Annotated in this window: 21 protein-coding genes and 1 tRNA gene; 7 read left to right on the forward strand and 15 right to left on the reverse strand. The window is 70.3% G+C overall.

The features are described 5' to 3' along the window. Positions 1–59: 59 nt before the first annotated feature. Positions 60–2,066: a Stk1 family PASTA domain-containing Ser/Thr kinase gene (pknB, locus tag ACFRFC_RS12445; protein ID WP_382682710.1), complete on the forward strand. Its 2,007-nt coding sequence runs from the start codon at positions 60–62 to the stop codon at positions 2,064–2,066. Between the two features lie 118 nt (positions 2,067–2,184). Here pknB and ACFRFC_RS12450 read toward each other — a convergent pair whose 3' ends face one another. The 5 genes from ACFRFC_RS12450 to ACFRFC_RS12470 all read right to left on the reverse strand — a co-directional run bounded on the left by ACFRFC_RS12450 (position 2,185) and on the right by ACFRFC_RS12470 (position 6,267). After that, a complete protein-coding gene (locus ACFRFC_RS12450) occupies positions 2,185–2,982 on the reverse strand; it encodes a class E sortase (RefSeq protein ID WP_382682707.1) in 798 nt (265 codons plus the stop codon). 6 nt (positions 2,983–2,988) lie between these two features. Next, positions 2,989–3,990 carry a class E sortase gene (locus ACFRFC_RS12455; RefSeq protein ID WP_382682882.1) on the reverse strand — a complete coding sequence of 334 codons (1,002 nt, stop codon included), beginning with the start codon at positions 3,988–3,990 and terminating at the stop codon, positions 2,989–2,991. Between the two features lie 470 nt (positions 3,991–4,460). After that, positions 4,461–5,099, reverse strand: coding sequence for an aminodeoxychorismate/anthranilate synthase component II (locus tag ACFRFC_RS12460; RefSeq protein WP_382682704.1), 639 nt, complete (start codon positions 5,097–5,099; stop codon positions 4,461–4,463). Continuing rightward, positions 5,096–5,257, reverse strand: a complete 162-nt coding sequence (locus ACFRFC_RS12465) for a hypothetical protein (protein WP_382682701.1) — start codon at positions 5,255–5,257, stop codon at positions 5,096–5,098. The genes ACFRFC_RS12460 and ACFRFC_RS12465 overlap by 4 nt, the downstream gene beginning before the upstream one ends. A gap of 218 nt (positions 5,258–5,475) precedes the next feature. Further along, positions 5,476–6,267 carry a DUF881 domain-containing protein gene (locus ACFRFC_RS12470; RefSeq protein ID WP_382682699.1) on the reverse strand — a complete coding sequence of 264 codons (792 nt, stop codon included), beginning with the start codon at positions 6,265–6,267 and terminating at the stop codon, positions 5,476–5,478. A gap of 142 nt (positions 6,268–6,409) precedes the next feature. Here ACFRFC_RS12470 and crgA point away from each other — a divergent pair, with 142 nt between their 5' ends. Then, a complete protein-coding gene (gene crgA, locus ACFRFC_RS12475; protein WP_382682696.1) occupies positions 6,410–6,670 on the forward strand; it encodes a cell division protein CrgA in 261 nt (86 codons plus the stop codon). Positions 6,671–7,058: 388 nt separating this feature from the next. On the opposite strand, the gene ACFRFC_RS12480 is transcribed toward crgA, so the two are convergent. Together ACFRFC_RS12480 and ACFRFC_RS12485 are read right to left on the reverse strand one after the other, a co-directional pair. Next, complete coding sequence (locus ACFRFC_RS12480; protein WP_382682693.1) at positions 7,059–7,967, reverse strand: rhomboid family intramembrane serine protease; 909 nt, start codon at positions 7,965–7,967, stop codon at positions 7,059–7,061. Positions 7,968–8,102: 135 nt separating this feature from the next. Continuing rightward, the gene (locus ACFRFC_RS12485; RefSeq protein ID WP_382682691.1) at positions 8,103–8,630 is read right to left on the reverse strand and encodes a peptidylprolyl isomerase; all 528 of its coding nucleotides are present in this window, start codon (positions 8,628–8,630) and stop codon (positions 8,103–8,105) included. A 474-nt stretch (positions 8,631–9,104) separates the two neighbouring features. Between ACFRFC_RS12485 and ACFRFC_RS12490 the strand changes: the two genes are divergently transcribed. Beyond that, complete coding sequence (locus ACFRFC_RS12490) at positions 9,105–9,806, forward strand: DUF5324 family protein (protein WP_382682689.1); 702 nt, start codon at positions 9,105–9,107, stop codon at positions 9,804–9,806. Between the two features lie 402 nt (positions 9,807–10,208). Here the strand turns inward: ACFRFC_RS12490 and ACFRFC_RS12495 are convergent. After that, a tRNA-Ala gene (locus tag ACFRFC_RS12495) sits at positions 10,209–10,281 on the reverse strand. A gap of 182 nt (positions 10,282–10,463) precedes the next feature. On the opposite strand from ACFRFC_RS12495, the gene ACFRFC_RS12500 reads away from it, so the two are divergent. Both ACFRFC_RS12500 and ACFRFC_RS12505 read left to right on the forward strand, forming a co-directional pair. Further along, a complete protein-coding gene (locus tag ACFRFC_RS12500; RefSeq protein WP_382682687.1) occupies positions 10,464–11,012 on the forward strand; it encodes a helix-turn-helix domain-containing protein in 549 nt (182 codons plus the stop codon). Positions 11,013–11,435: 423 nt separating this feature from the next. Further along, positions 11,436–13,124, forward strand: coding sequence for a serine/threonine-protein kinase (locus ACFRFC_RS12505; protein ID WP_382682684.1), 1,689 nt, complete (start codon positions 11,436–11,438; stop codon positions 13,122–13,124). 52 nt (positions 13,125–13,176) lie between these two features. On the opposite strand, the gene ACFRFC_RS12510 is transcribed toward ACFRFC_RS12505, so the two are convergent. Together ACFRFC_RS12510 and ACFRFC_RS12515 are read right to left on the reverse strand one after the other, a co-directional pair. Continuing rightward, entirely contained in the window at positions 13,177–14,520 is a 1,344-nt protein-coding gene (locus ACFRFC_RS12510) for a hypothetical protein (RefSeq protein WP_382682681.1), read from the reverse strand. A 190-nt stretch (positions 14,521–14,710) separates the two neighbouring features. Beyond that, on the reverse strand, positions 14,711–14,839 hold the full coding sequence (locus ACFRFC_RS12515) for a DLW-39 family protein (protein ID WP_217788237.1): 129 nt from the start codon (positions 14,837–14,839) through the stop codon (positions 14,711–14,713). 547 nt (positions 14,840–15,386) lie between these two features. Between ACFRFC_RS12515 and ACFRFC_RS12520 the strand changes: the two genes are divergently transcribed. Further along, on the forward strand, positions 15,387–15,890 hold the full coding sequence (locus ACFRFC_RS12520; RefSeq protein ID WP_383112617.1) for a DUF6344 domain-containing protein: 504 nt from the start codon (positions 15,387–15,389) through the stop codon (positions 15,888–15,890). A gap of 278 nt (positions 15,891–16,168) precedes the next feature. Here ACFRFC_RS12520 and ACFRFC_RS12525 read toward each other — a convergent pair whose 3' ends face one another. From ACFRFC_RS12525 to ACFRFC_RS12545, 5 genes are all read right to left on the reverse strand, one after another. Next, positions 16,169–16,681: an NAD(P)H-dependent oxidoreductase gene (locus ACFRFC_RS12525; RefSeq protein WP_382682676.1), complete on the reverse strand. Its 513-nt coding sequence runs from the start codon at positions 16,679–16,681 to the stop codon at positions 16,169–16,171. Positions 16,682–16,920: 239 nt separating this feature from the next. Then, positions 16,921–18,123, reverse strand: coding sequence for an acyl-CoA dehydrogenase family protein (locus tag ACFRFC_RS12530; protein ID WP_382682674.1), 1,203 nt, complete (start codon positions 18,121–18,123; stop codon positions 16,921–16,923). Then, positions 18,120–18,566, reverse strand: a complete 447-nt coding sequence (locus ACFRFC_RS12535) for an acyl-CoA dehydrogenase family protein (protein WP_382682671.1) — start codon at positions 18,564–18,566, stop codon at positions 18,120–18,122. Before ACFRFC_RS12535 ends, ACFRFC_RS12530 begins: the two co-directional genes overlap by 4 nt. Before the next feature lie 622 nt (positions 18,567–19,188). Beyond that, positions 19,189–19,983 (reverse strand): ABC transporter permease, encoded by a 795-nt coding sequence (locus ACFRFC_RS12540; protein ID WP_382682668.1) that lies wholly within the window; start codon positions 19,981–19,983, stop codon positions 19,189–19,191. Positions 19,984–20,098: 115 nt separating this feature from the next. Continuing rightward, complete coding sequence (locus ACFRFC_RS12545; RefSeq protein ID WP_382682665.1) at positions 20,099–21,058, reverse strand: ABC transporter substrate-binding protein; 960 nt, start codon at positions 21,056–21,058, stop codon at positions 20,099–20,101. 180 nt (positions 21,059–21,238) lie between these two features. On the opposite strand from ACFRFC_RS12545, the gene ACFRFC_RS12550 reads away from it, so the two are divergent. After that, entirely contained in the window at positions 21,239–21,913 is a 675-nt protein-coding gene (locus ACFRFC_RS12550; RefSeq protein WP_382682663.1) for an ATP-binding cassette domain-containing protein, read from the forward strand. Positions 21,914–21,931 lie beyond the last annotated feature (18 nt).

Raw genomic sequence — 21,931 nt, forward strand, 5'->3', positions numbered from 1 at the left:
AGCCTCCGGGTCGTACAGATGTGCGGACCGGGACCGACGGAGAGGGCTGGTAGGAAGCTATGGAAGAGCCGCGTCGCCTCGGCGGCCGGTACGAACTGGGCCAGGTGCTCGGTCGTGGTGGCATGGCGGAGGTCTACCTCGGGCACGACACCCGGCTCGGCCGCACCGTGGCGGTGAAGACGCTGCGCGCGGACCTCGCGCGCGACCCGTCCTTCCAGGCCCGGTTCCGCCGGGAGGCCCAGTCGGCCGCCTCGCTCAACCATCCCGCGATCGTGGCGGTCTACGACACCGGCGAGGACTACATCGACGGGGTCTCGATCCCGTACATCGTGATGGAGTACGTCGAGGGTTCCACCCTGCGTGAGCTGCTGCACAGCGGGCGCAAGCTGCTGCCCGAGCGGTCGATGGAGATGACCATCGGCATCCTCCAGGCGCTGGAGTACTCGCACCGCAACCAGATCGTCCACCGTGACATCAAGCCGGCGAACGTCATGCTGACGCGCACCGGCCAGGTCAAGGTGATGGACTTCGGCATCGCCCGTGCGATGGGCGACTCCGGTATGACGATGACGCAGACCTCGGCCGTCATCGGCACCGCCCAGTACCTCTCCCCGGAGCAGGCCAAGGGCGAGCAGGTCGACGCCCGCTCCGACCTGTACTCCACCGGCTGCCTGCTGTACGAGCTGCTGACGGTACGGCCCCCCTTCGTCGGCGACTCCCCGGTCGCCGTCGCCTATCAGCATGTGCGCGAGGAGCCGCAGCCGCCGAGCGTGTTCGACCCGGAGATCACTCCGGAGATGGACGCGATCGTGCTGAAGGCGCTGGTCAAGGACCCCAACTACCGCTATCAGTCGGCCGACGAGATGCGCATCGACATCGAGGCGTGTCTGGACGGCCAGCCGGTGGCGGCGACGGCCGCGATGGGCTCGGTCGGCTACGGCGGCTATCCCGACGACCAGGCGACCACCGCCCTGCGCTCCGCGGACGCCGGCGTGACGACGATGCTGCCGCCGATGAACCCGGACGACGGCGGCTACGGCTACGACGAACGCCCCGACCGCCGCCGCCAGAAGAAGAGCAACAGCACCTCCACGATCCTGCTGGCCGTCTCCGCCGTACTGGTGCTGGTCGGCGCGATCCTGATCGGCCGGTGGGTGTTCGCGGGCGACGGCGTCGGCAACAACACGGTCGCGGTGCCCAACTTCATCGGGCTGACCGAGGACGACGCCCGGAAACAGGCGACCAACGCCGAGCTGGAGATCTCGGTCAGCAGCAAGCCCTGCGAGGACCAGCCCAAGGGCAATGTCTGCGACCAGGACCCTGCGCAGGGGACGAGCGTCGACAAGAACACGACGGTCAGTCTGGTGGTGTCGACCGGGGCGCCGAAGGTGGTCGTGCCCAGTGTGCTCGGCGACAGCCTCGACGAGGCCACGTCGAAGCTGGAGGCCGACGAGTACCAGTTCGAGATCAAGACGGAGACGCAGGAGTCCTCGGAGGACCCGAACACCGTCCTCGAACAGAAGCCGGAGCTGGGCACCGAGGTGGAGAAGGGGTCGACCATCACCCTGGTCATCGCCAAGGAGGTCGAGCAGTCGGTCGTACCGAACGTGATCGGCCAGAGCTGTGACGCGGCGGTGGCCCAGATGGGGGCCAGCGACCTCACCGGTACCTGCACGGAGGTGCCGACGCAGGACCAGAACCAGGACGGCAAGGTCCTCACGACCACGCCGGCGGGCGGCACCCCGGCCGACCCGGGCTCGACGGTGACGATCCAGGTCGGCAAGTTCGAGCAGCAGAAGGTCCAGGTGCCGGACGTCACCAACCGTACGGTCGCCGAGGCCCGGCAGCTGCTCCAGCAGGCCGGTTTCACCAACATCCAGTTCGCCCCGGGCAGCGACCAGAGCGACACGGCGTTCGTGCTCAGCCAGGACCCGGGCGGCGGCAACGAGGTGGACGACCCCGCGGCCACCCAGATCACCCTGACGACCGCCGGGATCGGCCAGAACAACGGCGGGGGCAACGGGGACGGCGGCGGGTTCCTCGGGGGCGGGGACGGGGGCGACTGACCTCGGGTGTCTGACTGGCCCGAAGATTCTGGAGAGTGAGTGGGCCCCGCCGGATTTTTCCGGCGGGGCCCTTTCTTGCGGGGCGCGAACCCGTGGGGGGCGTTTCCTCGCGGGCCGCTCAGCTCTGGCGCAGTTCTTCCGGCGGTGTGCGGTTCTCGTCCACCTTCTCCACCCGGTCCAGCTCACCCCACACGATGTACCGGTAGCGGCTGGTGAAGACCGGGGTGCAGGTGGTCAGCGTGATGTACTTGCCGGCCTCCGTCTTGCCGGACTCCTCGGGGATGGGCCCGATGGTGTCGACGTTGTACTTCGAGGTCTCCGGGAGCAGGGCGTAGACCTTGTAGACGTACCAGTTGTCCTTGGTCTCGAAGACGATCGCGTCGCCCTTCTCGATCTTGTCGATGTCATGGAACTTCGCGCCGTGCCCGTCGCGGTGCGCGGCGAGCGAGAAGTTGCCGTTCTTGCCGCTGGTGGGCAGGGCGGCCTTGACCGGGTCGGTGTAGTACCCGGCGACACCGTCGTTGAGGAGCTGGGTGTCGGTGCCCTTCTTGATCAGGATCTCGTCGTCGCTCATCGCGGGGACGTGCAGGAAGCCGACGCCGTCCGCGGTGTCCAGCGCGCCGGGCCCGGTGGATCCGCCGGATCCGCCGGATCCACCGGGGTCCTCGGCGGTCCAGCTGTCGCGGACCTTGTCGCCCTCCTCGCTCGCCTTGCGGTCGGCCAGGACATTGGTCCACCACAGGGAGTAGGCGACGAAGAGGCCGAGCACCAGCCCGGCCGTGATGAGGAGTTCACCGAAGACGCTGACCGCCAGGGCGAGCCGGCCGGCCCTGCGGCGCGGTGGTGCGGTCGCCGTCCCGGACCCGGGCGCGTCGGTGTGCTTCTCGGTGTCGTCGGTGGTCGCTGCCACTGTCATCTGCCCTTAACTGATGAGCGCATCGGGCTTCCCCTCGCTGCGCGGCCGTTCCTCGATCATCTCGCCCCACACGATCATCCGGTACGTGCTGGTGAACTCGGGCGTACAGGTCGTCAGCGTGATGTACCTCCCCGGTTCGGTGAAGCCCCCGTCCTTGGGGACGGGGTCGAGGACGCCGATGTTGCTCGGCGCGGTCTCCGGCAGGATCGAGGCCATCTTGTAGACGTAGTACGTGTCCTGGGTCTCGACCACGATGGGATCGCCGGGCTGGAGCTTGTTGATGTACCGGAACGGCTCGCCGTGGGTGTTGCGGTGGCCCGCGAGCCCGAAGTTGCCGGTCTGGTCGCCGGGCATCGCGGTGTCCAGCTCGCCCTCGGCGTAGTGGCCGACCATGCCCTTGTCGAGGACCTTCTCGGTGCTGACGCCCTCGGCGATCGGCACGACCACGTCCAGTTTGGGGATGCGCAGGATGGCGAAGCCCTGGCCGGGCTCGAAGGTGCCGGGGGCGCGTTTGCCGCTGGCCCAGTCCTCCTGGAGATCGCTGGCCTCCTGTCCGGCCTGGGCGTGCGCGCGGACGTTGGTCCACCACAGCTGGTAGGTGACGAACAGCAGCATCAGGACGCCGGTCGTGATGAACACCTCGCCGACGGCCCGGCTCGCGAGCACGGCGGGGCTCGCCTTGCGGGCGCGGGCCTGCCGGCGGGCCTCCACCCGGGAGAGGGGGGCGGCGGGAGTCTCGTCCCCGGTGGGCTGTCCGGCGACCGCGCCATTGCCGCCGCGGCGCCCGCTACGCCGTTTGGCGGCCTTCCTGCGGGCCGCACGGCCGCCGAGCGCGGGATCGGTGCCGGAGGGGGCCGTTGAGGCTCCAGAGACGGATATGGCCCCGTCGGCGCCGGGAGGCTCGGCTATCCGGAGGGCGACGGTCTCGTCGTCGGCGGGCGGGGGGGCGGGCCGGGGGTGGGGCCGGGGGTGGGCGTGCGGGTGGGGCTGGGGGTGAGGCTGGGGCAGGGGGTGGGCCTGGGCCTGCGGCTGCGGCTGCGGCTGGGGGCGAGGCCGTGGCGGGCGGTGGTGCCGGGGCCGGCCCTCGCCCGCCGGAATCGTCGGGAGGATCCGGGTGCCGGACGGAGTCTCCTCGTACGGATGAGTCGGCGCCGGTTGCTGAGCCTGAGCGGGCTGCTGGGGCTGGGCGCGCAGGTCAGGCCGGGCGGGCTGGTCAGGGCGGCCGAGCCGGGCGGGCTGAGCGGGCCCGGGCTGCTGGGGCTGAGCGGGCTGAGCGGGCTGGTCGGGCTGAGCGGGCTGGTCGGGCCGGGAGGGCCGGCCCCCATAGTCGTACGGCACCGCCGAACCGTCGTACGCGCTCCCGAACGCACCCGGCCCCCCGTACGGCTGCTGCCCGTACGAGGTGCCCTGGTCGTCGGCGCCGTACCCGGGGTCGTCCCCGTAGCCGGTGCCGGACTCGCGCTCGGGGCGCAGGGCGGTCACGCCGTGGCCCTGCCCACCACCGGGGCCAGCCCCGCCGATCTGGCCACCGCACCCTGGTCGCCGCAGTCCACGAGCCAGTTGGCCAGCATCCGGTGCCCGTGCTCGGTCAGCACCGACTCGGGATGGAACTGCACCCCCTCGACGGGCAGTTCCCGGTGGCGCAGGCCCATGATGATCCCGTCGTGGGTGCGGGCCGTGATCTCCAGCTCGGCCGGGACGGTGGCGGGCTCGGCGGCCAGCGAGTGGTAGCGGGTCGCGGTGAACGGCGAGGGCAGCCCGGCGAAGACACCCCTGCCCTCGTGCTCGACCGGTGAGGTCTTGCCGTGCAGCAGCTCGGGCGCGCGGTCCACGACCCCGCCGTACGCCACCTGCATGGACTGCATGCCGAGGCAGACGCCGAAGACGGGGACGCCGGTGGCGGCACAGTGCCGGACCATGTCGACACAGACACCGGCCTGCTCGGGGGTGCCGGGGCCGGGGGAGAGCAGGACGCCGTCGAAGCCGTCCTGCGCGTGCGCGGTGGCGACCTCGTCGTTGCGCAGGACCTCGCACTCGGCGCCCAGCTGGTACAGGTACTGGACCAGGTTGAAGACGAAGCTGTCGTAGTTGTCGACGACGAGAATGCGCGCGCTCACTGGTTGTCCACCGTCACATCGTTGAAGGGAAGCAGCGGTTCCGCCCACGGGAAGACGTACTGGAACAAAACGTAGACCGCGGCCACGACCAGCATGAGTGACAGCAGCGCCTTCACCCACGCGTTCCCCGGCAGATGCCGCCAGATCCAGCCGTACATGCCGTCCCTTCCGTCGACCCACGGCACCGCCGCTCACGCCGTACCCGCACCAGACTAACGGCGCAGGGCCCCCGGTTTCCCGGCCTCCCGCAGGCTGGGTCGAGTCCGGCTGCGTACAGACGATCAGCCGGTGGCTGTGCCCCCGCTCGGGTTCGCAGGTGGGCAGCGCGAGGTACCCGCCCTCTCAAGGACCGGCTTGTTCCACGTGAAACCAGGCGCTATTCCACGGGCTCCGCGTAGTGCAGGTCCACCGTGCCCGAGTAGCCGGGAAGAGTCACCGTGCCGTTCTCCTCGACTTCCCAGCCGAGCCCGTACACATCGACGTACACCATGTAGTTCTGGATCGCCTCACTCTCGGACAGCGCCTGCTGAAGCTTCTCCGGGTCACCGATCGCGGTGATTTTGTACGGCGGTGAGTAGACCCGGCCCTGGAGGATCAGGGTGTTGCCGACGCAGCGCACGGCGCTGGTGGAGATCAGCCGCTGGTCCATGACCTTGATGCCCTCGGCGCCGCCCTGCCACAGGGCGTTCACCACGGCCTGGAGATCCTGCTGGTGGATCACCAGGTAGTCGGGCTGCGGCTCGGGATACCCGGGAAGCTTGGCGGTGGCGTCGGGCGGGGCGTCGTTCAGCGTGACCGTGAGGGCCTCGCCTGTGAGCTTCTGGGTGCCGGCGTCGTGCTCCAGGGCGGCGAGTGCGTCGTCCTGCGCCTCGGTCCGGCCGTCGTCCCGCTCGGCCAGCGACTCCACCTGGTCACGCAGGGCCGCGTTGGCATCGCTCCGCTCGCCGTTCTCCCGGCTGCGCTCCTGGATCAGGTCGGAGAGCTTCAGCAGGGAGGCGTCCGTGCGGATGTCCGTACCCTTGGCAGTATTGAAGCTGGTGAAGAAAATAAGGCCCGCGAGTGCGAAGACGCCTACCGTAAGGACCCGCACCGGGCGGAAACGGCCCCTGCGGCCGGCGCCGGAGCCATTCGCGGAGCCGCCCTCGGGGGAGTCGGCGGAATTGCTCAACGTACCCTTATCTCCTTCGGAGCCACGGAAGCACTACGCTAACGGACGCCCGGGGGAGCACTCAGTGTCCCCTTGTACGCTGCCCCGAGCCCGACCCGAGTTCCCTGCGCGGCCACGCAGCGCATCGACAGGAGAGACCCTCGTGCCGAAGTCACGTATCCGCAAGAAGGCCGACTACACGCCGCCGCCGTCGTCGACGAAGCAGACGACGACCATCAAGCTCAACAGCCGTGCCTGGGTCGCGCCCGTCATGCTGGCGATGTTCCTCATCGGTCTGGCCTGGATTGTCGTCTTTTATGTCACCGACGGCTCACTTCCCATCGATCAGCTGGACAACTGGAACATCGTGGTCGGTTTCGGCTTCATCGCCGCCGGATTCGGTGTCTCCACCCAGTGGAAGTAGCACCGGCCATACCTCTGCCCAGGGGTATCCGCTGAGTTATCCACAGCCCTTGCGGAATTTCCACATCTCGCCTGGGGAAAAGACGAAGATCTGTGGATAACCTCTCGGGGGTTGACGCCGGTACGACTGTCGGACCACGCCCCGCAAGCTTGTTCGCCCCCTGCCTGACCTGCATAAACACTGGTCGGTGACAGGGGGCACAGCTGTTCCCGCACGCTATGCACAAGATCGGGCACGCGCTGTGGACAACGGGGGTGCGGGCGGGCTCAACGGGGATGCGGGAGCCCGGACAGGGGACAGGGGACCCGAGAGGGGGCACGGGAACCCGAGAGGGGGCACGGACCCGGGAAGGGGACACGCGAGCCCGACAGGGGATACGGGCGGACCCTCAGACGAGCTGGGCCGTTCTGAGGAGCGTGATGCCGATCACCACGACCAGCACCGCCGCGCAGGTGCCGTACTGCACCAGGGTCCGGCGCTCACGCGGGGCGTGGACCATGGCGTAGCCGACGATCACGCCGGCCACCAGGCCGCCGATGTGGGCCTGCCAGGCGATATTGCTCCAGGTGAAGGTGAAGATCAGGTTGATCGCGAGCAGGGCCAGTACCGGCCGCAGGTCGTAGTTGAGCCGGCGCATCAGCACCGCCGTGGCGCCGAACAGGCCGAAGATCGCGCCGGACGCGCCGAGCGAGGCCGAACCGGGCGCGGCCAGCAGATAGGTCAGGGCGCTGCCCGCCAGTCCGGAGACCATGTAGAGCGCGAAGTAGCGGATCCGGCCGAGGGCCTGTTCCAGCGGGCCGCCGAGCCACCACAGGCTCAGCATGTTGAACGCGATGTGCCAGATCGCCTCGTGCGTGAACATCGAGGTCACCAGGCGGTACCACTGGCCCTCCGCGACCCCTTCGGTCGGCATCCAGGGCGCCGGCGGCCACTGGCCGATCAGCACCAGGCTGTCCAGCAGCGAGGGCCGCACCTGGACCGCGATGAACACCGCGAGGTTGATCCCGATCAGGATCTTGGTGAGCAGCCGGGGATCGGCCGCGATCGTGCCGCCCGCGAGGGTGCGGGGGGTGGAGGCGCTCGGCGCGTGTCCGGTGCCGGAACCGCCGCGCACGCACTCGGGGCATTGGAAGCCCACGGACGCGCTGACCATGCACTCGGGGCATATCGGCCGCTCACAGCGGGTGCAGCGCACGCCGGTCTCCCGGCCCGGGTGCCGATAGCAGACGGGCAGGCTCTGTGCGGGCGGCGGAGACTGCTCCCCCGGGCCCTGCGGGCTGCCCGGCGCCTGGTCCATGCGATCCCCTCACGTATCGTCGGCGGGCAATACGAGGCCCCGCTCATCATTACGGATGAGCGGGGCTTTTTGTTCCCTCTGGAACATGCCGGGGCCGCGTCGCGACGGGTCCCGGTACCGGCCTCGGCCGTGGCCTCAGCGCTTCTCGATGACGACCTGCTCGATGACCACGTCCTGCACGGGGCGGTCGGTGCGCGGGTTGGTCTGGGCGGTGGCGATGGTGTCCACGACCTTCTGGCTGGCCGCGTCGGTGACCTCGCCGAAGATGGTGTGCTTGCCGCTCAGCCAGGCCGTCGGGGAGACGGTGATGAAGAACTGCGAGCCGTTCGTGCCCGGCCCGGCGTTGGCCATGGCCAGCAGGTAGGGCTTGGTGAACTTCAGCTCCGGGTGGAACTCGTCCTCGAACTGGTATCCGGGACCGCCCGTCCCGTTGCCCAGCGGGTCACCGCCCTGGATCATGAACCCGTCGATCACCCGGTGGAAGACCGTGCCGTCGTAGAGCCTGTCCGTGGACCGCGCTCCGGTGGCGGGGTGGGTCCACTCACGCTCGCCGCCGGCGAGTTCCACGAAGTTCTTGACCGTCTTGGGCGCGTGGTCCGGGAAGAGCCGGATCTCGATGTCGCCTTGGTTGGTCTTCAGGGTGGCGTAAAGCTGCTCGGCCACGATCTGCCTTCCGTTGTCTTCCTGTGACTCCCCGATCCTCGCACGGACCGCACGCCACGTCGCATGGCACCCGCTTCCGGTCCCGCTCAGCGGCGCATCGCTTGCGCGAGACGGGCGCATCGCCCGCGAAAAACCGGCCTCGCCGCCGCCACACGGGCGCGCGCGGCGACGATCCGTGGCATTGTCGACGACAAGCTCCTGTTGCCCAATATTCATCATTCATCGCCATTGCATTTGATTCATCCGCTATGGCATGTGATCGCTTGCCGGCCGGCCGACGGCCGCCCGGCCGACTGCTCGACCGCTCGACCGCTCGACTGCTCGACTGCTCGACCGACGGTCCGGTACGGCGTTGCACGGCCGTACGCATGACCCGGATGCCCGCCTTCGCATGCCTCGCGCCCGCCCGGCAGGCATGATCCGTAAAAGGGTGGAAAGTCGAAATACCGTACGCCACCGAGGAGGAGGATTCCCGTGACCCGCATCGACAGCGTGCGCGCCGCGACCGGCTCGGCGAGGGACAGCGTGCTGCACGCCGCGGACGTGGTGGCGCCCTACGCCGACACGGCCAAGGACCGGGCCGCGCATTACGCGCAGGAGGCCCGCGTACGGCTCGCGCCCAAGGTCTCGCAGGCCGCCGACCAGGCCCGCGTCCAGTACGAGACCCATCTCGTCCCACGCCTGGAACAGGCCCGCACCCATGTCCCGCCGAAGGTCGACTACGCAGCCCACGAGGCGGCCCTCAAGGCCCGGGTCGCCGCCCGGCAGGCCGCCGAGTACTCCCGTCCCCGCATCGAACAGGCCATGGCCGCCGCCACGCCCGTCAAGGACGAGGCCGCCAGCCGCGGCTCCGCGGCCCTCGCCGCCCTGCGCGGCGGGGTCACGGCCGAGGAGATCCAGAAGCTCGTCCGCAAGCACGAGCGGCGCTCCAGGGCCGGCCGCGCGGTGAAGGTCGTCGCGGTCCTCGGTGTGCTGGCGGGCGGCGCCTTCGCCGCCTGGAAGTGGTGGGACAAGCAGGCGAACCCCGACTGGCTGGTCGAACCCCCGGCCGCCACCGAGGTCCCCGAGTCCGGCCGTCTCGCCTCCGTCGACGGCAGCGGCCAGTCCGCCCTCGACCCCGAGGTCCAGGCCAAGGAGGCCGAGGAGGAAGCGGCCAAGCGCGACGAGGGCAACTGAGTCCTCATCCGAACGGCGGCCCAGGCACGGCGGGGCCCAACTCCGCGCGAGGGGCGGGAGACTTCAACGTCTCCCGCCCCTCGCACGTGGTGCCGTTTCGCCAGCACGCTCCTGATGACATTTGCAACGTCTGACATGTGCAGGTTCCGTACAGACTTACTGACACAACACCTCACAACCCATACACAGATCCCGCTGGCCTGGTGATATAGGCCCCCCTGCGGCCCGCCCGACCCCCGGCACACCCGGTGCCGCCCCTTCGGGCCACACCCGCCACCCTCTTCGGCGCAAACATTTGCGCAAACTGTTGCAATCGCTCCGCGTCCGCCGACGCCACGGCAAACCCCCCCCAACCCCCGACCGCCCGGACCCCCGGGGGGGGGCCCGGCCGGTCGGACTGTGTGGAGCCTAGGGGAGTCGAACCCCTGACATCTGCCATGCAAAGACAGCGCTCTACCAACTGAGCTAAGGCCCCGGAAGAGAGGCATCAAGCCGGTTCGAACCACACCGGCAGGCGCCGCAGACCAGAGTACCGGGTCGCCCCCGGTTTCTCGCAAAAAGATTGGGGGGTCCCCGCAGGCGACCACTCTCCGTAAGATGCTCGTCGTGGTTCGCGACAGCGAACCGCCGTTTTGGGGAAAGCGATGGGGAGACGCAATGGACGCCGCACAGCAGGAAGCCACCGCAAGAGCGCGGGAACTGCAGCGGAACTGGTACGGAGAGCCGCTGGGGGCACTCTTCCGTAAGCTCATCGACGACCTGGGGCTCAACCAGGCTCGTCTCGCGGGGGTCCTGGGACTGTCCGCACCGATGCTGTCCCAGCTGATGAGCGGTCAGCGGGCGAAGATCGGCAATCCGGCCGTGGTCCAGCGGGTGCAGCTGCTTCAGGAGCTGGCCGGCCAGGTCGCGGACGGCAGCGTGAGCGCGGCCGAGGCCACCGAGCGCATGGACGAGATCAAGAAATCCCAAGGGGGCTCAGTGCTCAGCAACACCACACAGACGACGAGTAGTTCAGGTGCTCCGACGGTCAAGCGTGTGGTGCGTGAGATCCAGTCCCTGCTGCGGTCGGTGGCCGCCGCCGGTGACATCATCGACGCCGCGGACACCCTGGCACCCAGCCACCCGGAACTCGCCGAGTTCCTCCGCGTCTACGGCGCCGGCCGCACCTCGGACGCGGTCGCCCACTACCAGTCCCACCAGAACTGACCGGTCCTCCGGTCGCCGAACGGGGGTACGGCGACCGGAACGGCCGGGGGGTGGGGTTTGGTAGGAGCCCGGTGGGTTCTCGAAGGGTGTCGGGCGGGTTCGCAGGGGACGCGGGGAGGATTTCCCGGGTGGTCGGGGACCGGGGTGGTCGGGGACCAGGGTGGTCGGGGAAGGGTTCCCGGTGCCGTCCGGGAGAACTCCCTGGGTGGCCGGGCCGAGCCGAGCCGGGGCGTGGTTCGCGGGGGCGTCGGGTACGGCGAACCCCGGATCGTAGGGCAGAAAGCTTGGGGCTGAGACGTGGGACCGGAACACGGGCTCGATCGCGGGCCGAAACGTGGGGAACCGAAGGGGTCATGGCGCTCCTGACGGGGGAAGCAGAGGGGAACGAGAAGGGCCGCCCGAGGGGAGGAGCAGCGCACAGCCATGGGTGAGGTCTTCGCCGCACGGTACGAACTGGTCGACCCGATCGGGCGCGGAGGGGTCGGCGCCGTCTGGCGTGCGTGGGACCACCGCCGTCGCCGCTATGTGGCCGCCAAGGTGCTCCAGCAGAGCGACGCCCACTCCCTGCTGCGCTTCGTGCGCGAACAGGCTCTGCGGATCGACCATCCCCATGTGCTCGCGCCCGCCAGCTGGGCCGCCGATGACGACAAGGTCCTGTTCACCATGGACCTGGTGGCGGGCGGTTCGCTGGTCCACCTCATCGGGGACTACGGGCCCTTACCACCCGCGTTCGTCTGCACCCTGCTCGACCAGCTGCTGTCCGGGCTCGCCGCCGTGCACGCCGAGGGGGTGGTGCACCGCGACATCAAGCCCGCCAACATCCTGCTGGAGGCCACCGGCACCGCCCGCCCCCGACTGCGGCTGTCGGACTTCGGCATCGCCATGCGCTTCGGCGAACCCCGCCTCACCGAGACCAACCTCGTGGTGGGCACGCCCGGCTATCTCGCCCCCGAGCAGATGATGGGCGCGGAACCCGACTTCCCGGCCGACCTGTTCGCCGTAGGACTCGTCGCGCTGTATCTCCTGGAGGGAGCCAAGCCGGACGCCAAGGCGCTCATCCAGTATTTCGCCGCGCATGGCACCCCCGGTGCGCCCCAAGGGATTCCCGAGCCGCTCTGGCAGGTCGTCGCCACGCTGCTCCAGCCGGACCCCGTGTCCCGTTTCCGGACCGCCACGGGGGCGCGCAAGGCGCTGGCCGCGGCGGCGGAGCTGCTACCTGAACCAGGGCCGGACGACGAGCAGGTCGAGATCTTCGACCAACTCGGTCCCCTCCCCGGCGGCTTCGCACCGGAAGGACCGCTGAAGCCGGCGTCGGGGGTTGACCCCGGGACGGGAACGGGCACGGGCACGAGCATGGGCATGGGCATGGGCATCGGGACCGGCACGGGGGCCTCCGGGGTGTGGCCCGGCACCGGGTCCCTGTCTCTCGATCCGCGGGCGGGTGGATCGGGCGCCGGAGCCGGAGCCGGAGCCGGAATCGGAGCCGGAGCCGGAGTCGGTTCGGGGGCCGGAGCTAGCGGTGGTCCAGGCACCGGTATGGGAACCGGTATGGGAACCGGTACTGGCTCCAACGGCGTTGACCCCCGTCAGCCCACCGCCTCTCCCCCTTCTCCTTCCCCCGTCTCTCACCCATCTGACCGGCACCCCGCCGACCCACACCCCTCCGTCGCGCCGCCGGTCAGCATGTCGGACACCGGGAGCTTCCACCTTCCGCCGCCGCAGTCCACCACATCCCAACTCCGGGCCCAGGCCCCCGGGCAGCCGCAGCCTCGACCTCAGGCGCAGTCCCAGCCCCCGGCTCCCCCACTCCTCCCGCCGCAGCCACCCCCCCAGCCCCATCACCAGCCACAACCGCACCCCCAGCACGCGCCCCCGCATCACCCCCACGAATCCACTCACGTCCTGGCCCCCCGCCCTCGTATCGAAGCCTCTACTGCTTCGTACACCGCTCAGGACCCGCAGGTTCCCACTCCCGCACAGGCAATTCCGCGACACCGTGCCGACCGGCGCCGCAAGAGCCGCACCGGCCCGCCCGCCAAGGTCGCGATCCCCGTGCTGCTGCTGGCCTTGGCCTGCTACGCCGTGGGTTTCTGGGCGCTGACCCGCATCTGAATCCGACCCGGCGCCACTCCACCCCACCCCACGACCCCGTACGGACGATGCATCAGACCGCCGTCCGCCGCCCCGTCCCCCTGCGCCGCGCCGTCACCGTCCACAGGGCCAGCCACGCCAGCAGCGCGCTCCCCGCGCCGATGCCTCCCACGGCGAGGGCGGTCATCGTCCCGTCGCCGCCCGTCGTACCGCCGGAGGCGCTGGGCACACCGTCCTCCACCGACGCTCCCGTGCCGCCACCCTGTCCGTCGGCCGCTCCCTCGGCCGTGAAGACCCCTTCCGGTGTCGGCTCTCCCTCGTACCCCGGTCCGGACTGTGCGGCCCCCTCGATGCCCACCCGCAGTGTCAGCCCGAACGGCCCCCCACCGAGCCGCTCGGCCACTTGTTCGGATAGGTGGACGACCAGGTAGTACGAGCCCGCGAACCGCATGCCGTTGACCCGCCCCGCGATGGCATGGCGGTTGTCGTACTCGACCGGCGGCAGTGGTTGCAGCGTGGCCGACGCCTGTCGGCCGCTGTAGCCGGCGCTCGCGTCCTCGACCGGGGCACGCACCGGGTTGTGCAGGGTCAGATCCAGCGCGCCGGACGTATAGGCGCCCTGCTCGCCCGAACCGCTCAGCTCGGCGGTCGCCGACAGCTGAGTACCCCAGTCGACCGGGATCTCGTAGAAAAGGGTCTGCCCGGGTGTGATCGCGTCCTCCCAGACGCCCTCGCCGAGCGGGGTCGCCGACGCGAAGCCCGCGCCACCCTCGCGGCGGACCGGATCGCCGGTCACCGCCTTCGGCGACGCGGAGTTCCAGCTCTCGGGTGCCTGCGTCCCGCCGGACTCGGTCAGCCCCGGCTCGGACACCACGGCCAGGTCCAGGTCCCAGGTGTCGGGCGCGGAGGACGCCGAGGAAACCCGCTCCACGACGGCGTAGTAGGTGCCCTCCCCCTCACAGCGATTGCTCCCCGGTCCGGCCTCGCGGGCACCCCACGCCACGATCGGGTGCGGGCTGCGGGCCGCGCCGATGGTCTCCGTGTCGTACGAGCACGAGTCACCGTCGGTGTCCTCCACGGTGACCCGGAGCCCGTCGGCCGTGACGACCTGGGAGTCATCGGGCGGTACGGCGGTGGCGGAGACGTACGTGGTGGAGGTCGCGTCGAGTTCGAGGCGGAAGTAGATCTTGCCTTCGGGCGGGAGGGTGCTGCGGTACGCGGTGCCGGGTTCCAGGCGCTCCGCGTCGATGGTGGACCCGGCCGGTTCCACCGCGCGAACCTCCTCGGCGAAGGCGTACCCGCCCTCGGAGGGCACGGAACTGCCGGCGGAGTACGCCGGATGGGGAACCAGGAGCGTCCATGTCGTCCACAGGACCGCCGTCGCGCCCGTCCACGTCGTACGCCGCCGCCCTATCACGCGCCACTCCTCGCCACCAGTCGGCCCTGTACTCCGTACCTGGGCCATCCTGCCGCGCCGCATCGCCCCACACACGCAAAACCCCGACCGCTTGGGCGGCCGGGGTCTTTCAGGACCGGTCATCGGTGTTTTCAGGACCGAACGCCGATCACTCAGAACTGTCAGAACTGTCAGAACTGGATGTCGATGCTCACGAACCCGTGGGCACGGAGTCAGTCGCCTCCGTCCACAGATCCTGCTCGGCGCGATCCGCCTGGATCTGGCGGTACACGAGGAGCCCGCCGATGGCGGCCAGTACGACCAGGAGAAGCTTCTTCACCGCGCGACCTCGTCTTTCCTTGACGTAGGGGACCTCTGCCGCCCGACTATACACACCGGCCGATATCGGTATGTGACCTGTCGCGGCCCTCAACTCCCGGCCCTCAAGCCGCGATAGGAGAGGACACCGACTTTCCGATCGGAGGGTGATCACACCCCTACGGACGGTCACTATGTCCGCACTTCCACCGTCTTCTCCCCCTTTTCAGGGCCTTGCGCCCATCCGAGTGGTGTTCATCAGACGATCAACGCGCCGCGAGCGTCGGTCCACCACTTCGCGACCCCCATACACATCATGAGGAAAGTACGCAAATCGCCCAACCTGAAAGTGAGGGGCCATGGCCCGGAACAAGGTCATGACGGTGTGGACCGCCATCGTCACCGCCTTCCTCGCGCTGTGCACGGCGCTGGGACTCATCACCACCACGACCACCGCCGCATCGGCGGCCCCGCAGACCGAGGCCGCCCGCACCAGCGCCGAGACCGTCACCGCGCTGCCGGCGATCTCCCACCGGGCCGGGTCCAGGGCAACGTCGCTACCACCGACGATGAAGCAGCGGATCCGCGCGGAAGCCCACGGCAAGTCCCCGAGCTGCCGCCACCGCCCGCTCACGGACACCACGAGCGAGGCCGGCGATGCCGTCAGCCCTGTGGACCAGCACTGCGACGACGGGGCCCGCTCCTCGGACACCCAGAAAGCCGTCGACGGTACGGACGCGAGGGGCAGCGGGGATGGCGGGGATGGCGTGGGTGCCACGAGGGTCACAGGAGCTACGGGAGCAACGCCAGCCACGGGAGCCACGGGAGCTACGCGGGCTGGGGGAGTTGTGCGGGCCGGGGGAGCTACGGGAGCAGCGCGGGCCACGGAGGTAACGGGCGCCACGCAGGCAGCGGGAGCCATGCAGGCTGAGGCAGCCACGCAGGCTGAGGCAGCCACGGAAGTTACGGGCGTCAAGGGGACGACGAAGGCCACGAACGCCGCAGATTCCGCGGCCGCCACAGACTCCACGGACGCCTCAGGCGCCCTCCTCACGGCCCCGCTCCAGCGTTGAGCCGCCCCGCCGCGTTCCCCAGCCCCTCCCTTCGCCTGTCCCTCTTGTCCTCCTGCCGGCCGCGCTTCCCCCGTCACCGGACCTCATTTCTCCTCCTCACCGCCCACACTTCTCCCAGGCTCTCCCTCCTTCCCCTCGACCCTTCCGTCTCCTTGGCTCTTCCTTAATCTTTGTGTCTCCCCTTTGACATCGTCGCCCATTGGCGATCTTGCGTACCTGTACAGACAGGGCATTCCCAGGTCCGGCCGCGTTTGGCGACCGTGCCTCGTCGGACGTCTTCACTCCGCCAGCAGCTCCGCATAGCCCTCGGCGGCCAGCTTCAGCTCCTCGTCGGTGAGTTCCCCGCTCCCGTACACGACGTACGGGGCGCCCAGCCGCATGCCGGTGACCCGGGCCACGGCCTCCAGCGGACGCAGCAACTCCGTCATCGTGAAACCGGCACGGCCGTCAGGGCCGTAGGTGTGGGCCGCGCACCCGGTGGTCACCGCGAGTCGGAGACTCTTCCCGCCGTACACCCGGCTGTACGGCACGACCTCGTCGAGCCACTGCTTGAGCAGCGGCGGCGTCGAGTACCAGTAGAAGGGGAACTGAAGGACGACCGTGTCGTGAGCGCCCAGCAACGCCCGCTCATGTGGCACGTCGATGCGGCGCTCGGGGTAGCTGCCGTACAGGTCGTGGACGGTGGTGTGCCGAAGTCCCCGTACGGCATCGGCGAGGGCCGCGTTGACGCGGGAGCGGCGCAGGTCGGGGTGGGCGACCAGGACCAGGACGGAGGCCGCTGCCTCTGCCATGGCGCCGGTCACCGCCGTACCGAGCACTTCAGCAGCACCATTTCGCCGCCCCGTGCTCCGGAGGAGACGACCTGGGTCAGGTCCAGGGACATCCCGGCCCGGCGGCCTCCGCACAGCGGTCGGGGGACTTTCGGGAAGCCAGGGGACTGAGGAGGCGGGGGTTGGTGGGCACGCTGCGCGCCTCTCGGATGTTTCACGTGAAACATGCCGCCGTTTCACGTGAAACCGAGGTCCTCGTTTCACGTGAAACAAGGGCCCATCGCCTTCTCCTCATCTGCCGTCCCTCCGTCCACCGCCATCTCCTCCACCGGCACCCCCTCCGCCGCCACGACGGCCGCATAGTGTCCGCCCCATCGGGTCAGATCGAACGTCGGATGCAGCGCGGCAGCGTGGGCATCGCGCCAGACGCGTTGCAGGGGTGCACTGTCGTACACCCCGCCCGAACCGGAGTTCTGGAAAACGGTGTTGACGACGTCCCGGCAGCGCCCGCCCGCCCAGGCGATGTCCCGGCGGGTCCGGGCCCGCTCCACGCGGGTGCCGCCGGGAACGGACGACCGGGCGAGCAGGGCGAGGTCGGTGAGTAGCAGGGCTTCCGCCGCGTCGACGGTCCCGGTCAGCTCGGGTACGTCCACGGCGGCGCTGTGCCGACCGGTCCCGGTGTAGAGATCGAGGGCGGCACGGGCGGTGCCGAGGAGTACGCCGGTCAGGGCGACCGTGCCGATCGCGGTGAACGCCATCCGGTAGACCGGGCCGGCCGGACGGGGCCGGATCGCGGTCAGTGGATCCAGTTCGCTCTGCGGCAGCACCCGGTACTCGGGGACGTACGCCTCCTCGATCACGAAGGAGCGGCTGCCGGTGCCGCGCAGGCCGAAGGTGTGCCAGTCGTCCAGGACCGTGACGTCCTCGACGGGGATCAGGACGACATGGGGTTCGGCCGCCCGTCCGGGCTCGGCGGACTCGATGTCGAGGCCCGCCAGGATCCAGCGGGCGTGGTCGATGCCGCTACAGAACCGTCCACGCACTTGGCGCAGCCGGTAGCCGCCGGACACCCGCTCGGCGGCCGGACCACTCGCCCGCAACTGGAGGGCGATCCGCTGGCCGGGCTCGCCCAGCGCTTCCTTCCGGGCGGCCTCGTCCATCTGGGCCACGGCCCAGGTGTTGCCGCCCATCACGGCCCGCAGCCAGCCGGTGGAGGCGCAGCCCCGGGACAGCTCGGCCGTGGTGCGCAACGCCGTCTCGAAGTCCAGGCCCGAGCCGCCCAGTTCGACCGGGGTAAGGATATGGAAGAGGCCCGCCTCTTCGAGCAGCGTGACGGTCTCACCGGCCACGGTCCGCTCGGCGTCGGCGTCCACGGCCCGTTCCCGCAGGGCGGGGACGAGGGCGCGGGCGGCCTCGACGGCCGTGTCGGGGGTGAGGATCGAGGTAGGGGACAGAGGGGTCATGGGGCGGTCGCCTCCAGTACGTGGTCGAGGGGGTCGGCGGAATGGGTGGGATCGCCGCCGGTGTGGGTGAAGTCGAAGGACGGGGTCGAGGCGAAGGTCTGGAGCAGACAGCTCGCCGGGCTGGTGATGTGGACCTGGTCGGGGCCGTCGAGGATGCGGGTGGTGCGCAGCCGCCGGGCGATGGCGGACAGCGGCTGATCGTCGGAGAGGCCCTCGGCACCGAACACCTGCACCGCTCGGTCGGCGACGTCGTTGGCGGCCCGGGAGGCGGCCACCTTGGTGGTGGCGACCTCCACCCGCGCGTCCCGCCCCTGGTCGAGGGCTTCGGCCGCGCGCAGGGTCAGTTCACGGGCGGCGCTGATCTGGCTGTAGGAGAGGAAGACGTGCTCGCGCATGAGCTGGCGCTCGCTGAGCAGTCCGCCGTGCACCTCGCGCTCTCGCACCCTGCGGTCCATGCACTGGCTAGGGGCCGCGCAGCGCGCCTTCGACCTGATGTGCCGGCCCAGGACCCCAATTCCTCCCCGTGGAGGACCAGTAGCCGAACGACCGACCCCCAGCAGTCCACCTCGATCACTCGCCGCCCGTCCGCGTCCCAGGCGGTCCCGACCGGGATGAGCCCCCGCTCCGGGTCGGCGGTGGCGACCAGTCGGCGGGCGGCTTCGCGGGTGAGGTCGGGGCGGTCGGTCCCGGCGCCGTACCAGAAGGTCATGGACCGGGTGACCGTGTCGTCGCCGAGCCGCTCGGCGAGTCGGCCGACGGCCGCGTCCGCCCATCGCCGGTCCGCACGGTCCCCCGCGATCCGGGCGGCCAGCCGCAGCAGCCCGGCCCAGAAACCGGGAGTCCAGGAACCGCGCCGCGAAAGGGTCCAGTCGCCCTGGTGGGCGTAGAGGGGGTAACGGTCGCCGGCCAGTGTCCGTAACCACGCCACCTTGCGCAGGAGCAGGTCGATGGCGTCCGTGCACTCCGCGATGGAGAGGACGGCCGGGGGACAGACAGGGTCGGCCGGGGGAGAGTCGGGGACGGTCTGCATAGGTGGCTCCCAGTGGGTGGGGCGCCGGGCCGGGTTCAGGAGACCGGCAGCCAGGCGGACGTACGGCAACGCAGGGGCCGTAGCACCAGGGCGTCCACGGCGATGGCGAACAGGACGGCGGCTCCGGCCCAGGCGAAGACCTCGGCGGTCTCCAGATAGCCGCGGGCCTGGGCGACAGCGGCGCCGACGCCGTCGGACGCGGCCAGCACCTCGGCCATCAGCCCGAGCCGCAGCCCACCGGCGAGGGTCACCGCGACGGCCGCGACGACCGGCGGCACCACGGACGGCAGGACGACATGCCGTACCCGCCAGTGCCAGGGCACATGGAAGCCGCGGCTCATCTCCAGCAGGTCGGGATCGACCCGCCGTACCGCGTCCTGGGTGGCGACCAGCGTCTGCGGCAGGACGACGGCGACCACGGCCAGCACCACGACCGTGCCACCGGGCCCGAGCCAGATCATGGCCATCATCACGACGACCACGGGCGGTACGCCGGTCAGCAGCACCCGCGCCGGGTCCAGCGCCCCGGCCACGACCGGGGAGGAGGCGGACAGCGCCCCGGCGACCACCCCACCGGCCACGCCGATGCCGACGCCTAGAAGCACCCGGAGGAGAGTCGTGCCGAGTTCGGCGAACAGGGTCCCGTCAGCGGCGAGTTCGCCCATCACCCGGAGAGTGGCCCAGGGGGAGGGGAGGACGACCTCGGGCAACCCTTCGGAGGCCCAGACCCACACACCGGCGAGGACGAGCGTGGTGAGGCCGGCGGCGAGGGCCCGACGGGGGAGCGGACGACGGAATGGTGGCGCCGAGGAACCGGACTCTTCAGTCACCGGCCCGTCCCCTGCGTAAACCGAACGGACCGGCCCAGCCGGATCGACCAGATCACCCAGATCACCCGGACCAACCGGCTGAGCCGACTCAGCCGAACCAACCACACCACCCCCATCACTCACCGTAGAACTCCCCCTCCGGAAGCTTCCCGCCCACCGATTGGGGTGCGAGGTCGGCGGCCTTGGTGAGCAGGGTGGTGATGTCGGTACGGGCGGCGTCAGGGGCGCTGAAGCTGAGGTTCAGGGTCGGCAGCAGCCGGGCGACCAACTCGGCGTCGGTGCCGGTGGCCTCGGCCAGTTCCCCGGCACGGGCGGTGCCGATGTCGCCGTAGGCGAGGTCGGCGGTGTTGCTGGTGAAGTACGCACGCAGTTGCTCGACAACGCCCGGATGCTCCTCGGCGAACCCGGACCGCACCACGACGGCGGACTGCGGCAACGACCCGGCCCCGGTCGCCCGCTCCCACTCCTCCTGTACGTCGAGCAGGACCGCGAGCCCGTCCTGGCCGGCCGGTGCCTGCTCGCGGGCGAGGGTGGCGAAATGCTCGGGGAGCAGGGCGTACCGCGCCTTCCCGGTGGCCACGGCAGTCATCAGCTCGGGGATGCTGCGGGTGTAGGCGACCTCGAAGTCCTCGCCGGGGGTGAGCCCGTTCTCGGCGGCGAGGTGGCGGAAGGTGAGGTCACCGGCGTCGCCCTGGAAGGGGACGTACACCGTCTGTCCGCGCAGCGCCTGCCAGCCGGAGGAGCCCTCGGGTGCCAGCACCTTGAGGAGATCGGCGTCCACCACGCCGACGAGGGAGATACCGACGTCCCGGTTGTAGAGGTTGGCGGCGGTGATCGTCGGCAGTGCGGCCAGGTCGACCCGGGACGAGGTCAGCAGGGATTTGAACTCGTCCGGCGTGGTGACCGGGGTCGTGGTGACGCCGGAGATGGTGTCGGCAAGGGCGGTGGAATCGTCCAGCCCGGACAGCGGGGCGGCCAGCGCGAGGCTGCCGGCCGCGGCGACGCGCAGCCGGGGCGGTTCACTGCCGTTGTCCTGGTCAGCGGCGGATTCGGCGCAGCCGGTCGCCATGCCCACGACCAGCATCGTGGCACAGCAGAGTCCCGCAGCCCGAAGAGAGGTTAGGCTTACCATAGCCACATTGGATATAATCTCTCTCGCTCTCGTCAAGGGCGTTGGGAGCGTTGGGACATCAGGACGTCGAGGCGGACAGCGAGGGCAGAGGGCAACCAGGCCACCGGACCAGGGAGAACGAGGATGCGAAGCGACACCGCAGCGAACGCAAAAATCACGGAAGAGGCAGGAGCGCCCCAGCTCTCCCTGCTTGTCATAAAGGACGCGACCGTCCGCTTCGGCCGGACAACCCCCTTCCAGGGCATCGCCCTGACCATCCACCAGGGAGAGACGGTCGCCCTGGACGGCCCGTCCGGAGCAGGCAAGACAACGCTGCTGAGGGTGGCCGCCGGCCTCCTCCCCCCGACCTCCGGCACGGTCCACCGCCGCCCCGGGACCACCTGCGCCACCCTCTTCCAGGACCCCCGCCTACTCCCCTGGCGCACCGTCCGCGAGAACATCCTCTACGGCCTGGGCCGCCGCCCCACCCCCGCGGAAGCGACCCGCGCCGACAACCTCCTGGCCCACCTGGACCTCACCTCGGCCGCCGCACTGCGCCCCGACGAGATCTCGGGCGGGATGCGCCGCCGCGCGGCCCTGGCCAGAGCCCTGCTCCCGGCACCGGACCTGCTCCTGGCCGACGAACCCTTCGCCCACCTGGACCCGGCGTGGAGCGACCGGGTGGAGAACCTGCTGGTGACGACGGCCGCGTCGGGCACGGCGGTACTACTGACCGCCCACCAGCCGACCCGGTTGCGCCGCGTGGCCTCGAAGATCGTAAAAATCCCGGGCAGTGCACGGCACGACCTCGCACCATGACAAGCCCCCTGCCCGGCC

This window comes from Streptomyces sp. NPDC056734, assembly GCF_042790455.1.
GTDB lineage: Bacteria > Actinomycetota > Actinomycetes > Streptomycetales > Streptomycetaceae > Streptomyces.

Coding starts and splice junctions, on each gene's coding strand:
- pknB (WP_382682710.1), top strand. CDS start 60: ATGGAAGAGCCGCGTCGCCTCGGCGGCCGGTACGAACTGGGCCAGGTG.
- ACFRFC_RS12450 (WP_382682707.1), bottom strand. CDS start 2,982: ATGACAGTGGCAGCGACCACCGACGACACCGAGAAGCACACCGACGCG.
- ACFRFC_RS12465 (WP_382682701.1), bottom strand. CDS start 5,257: ATGTACGGCTGGATCTGGCGGCATCTGCCGGGGAACGCGTGGGTGAAG.
- ACFRFC_RS12480 (WP_382682693.1), bottom strand. CDS start 7,967: ATGGACCAGGCGCCGGGCAGCCCGCAGGGCCCGGGGGAGCAGTCTCCG.
- ACFRFC_RS12500 (WP_382682687.1), top strand. CDS start 10,464: ATGGACGCCGCACAGCAGGAAGCCACCGCAAGAGCGCGGGAACTGCAG.
- ACFRFC_RS12505 (WP_382682684.1), top strand. CDS start 11,436: ATGGGTGAGGTCTTCGCCGCACGGTACGAACTGGTCGACCCGATCGGG.
- ACFRFC_RS12520 (WP_383112617.1), top strand. CDS start 15,387: ATGAAGCAGCGGATCCGCGCGGAAGCCCACGGCAAGTCCCCGAGCTGC.
- ACFRFC_RS12525 (WP_382682676.1), bottom strand. CDS start 16,681: ATGGCAGAGGCAGCGGCCTCCGTCCTGGTCCTGGTCGCCCACCCCGAC.
- ACFRFC_RS12530 (WP_382682674.1), bottom strand. CDS start 18,123: ATGACCCCTCTGTCCCCTACCTCGATCCTCACCCCCGACACGGCCGTC.
- ACFRFC_RS12550 (WP_382682663.1), top strand. CDS start 21,239: ATGCGAAGCGACACCGCAGCGAACGCAAAAATCACGGAAGAGGCAGGA.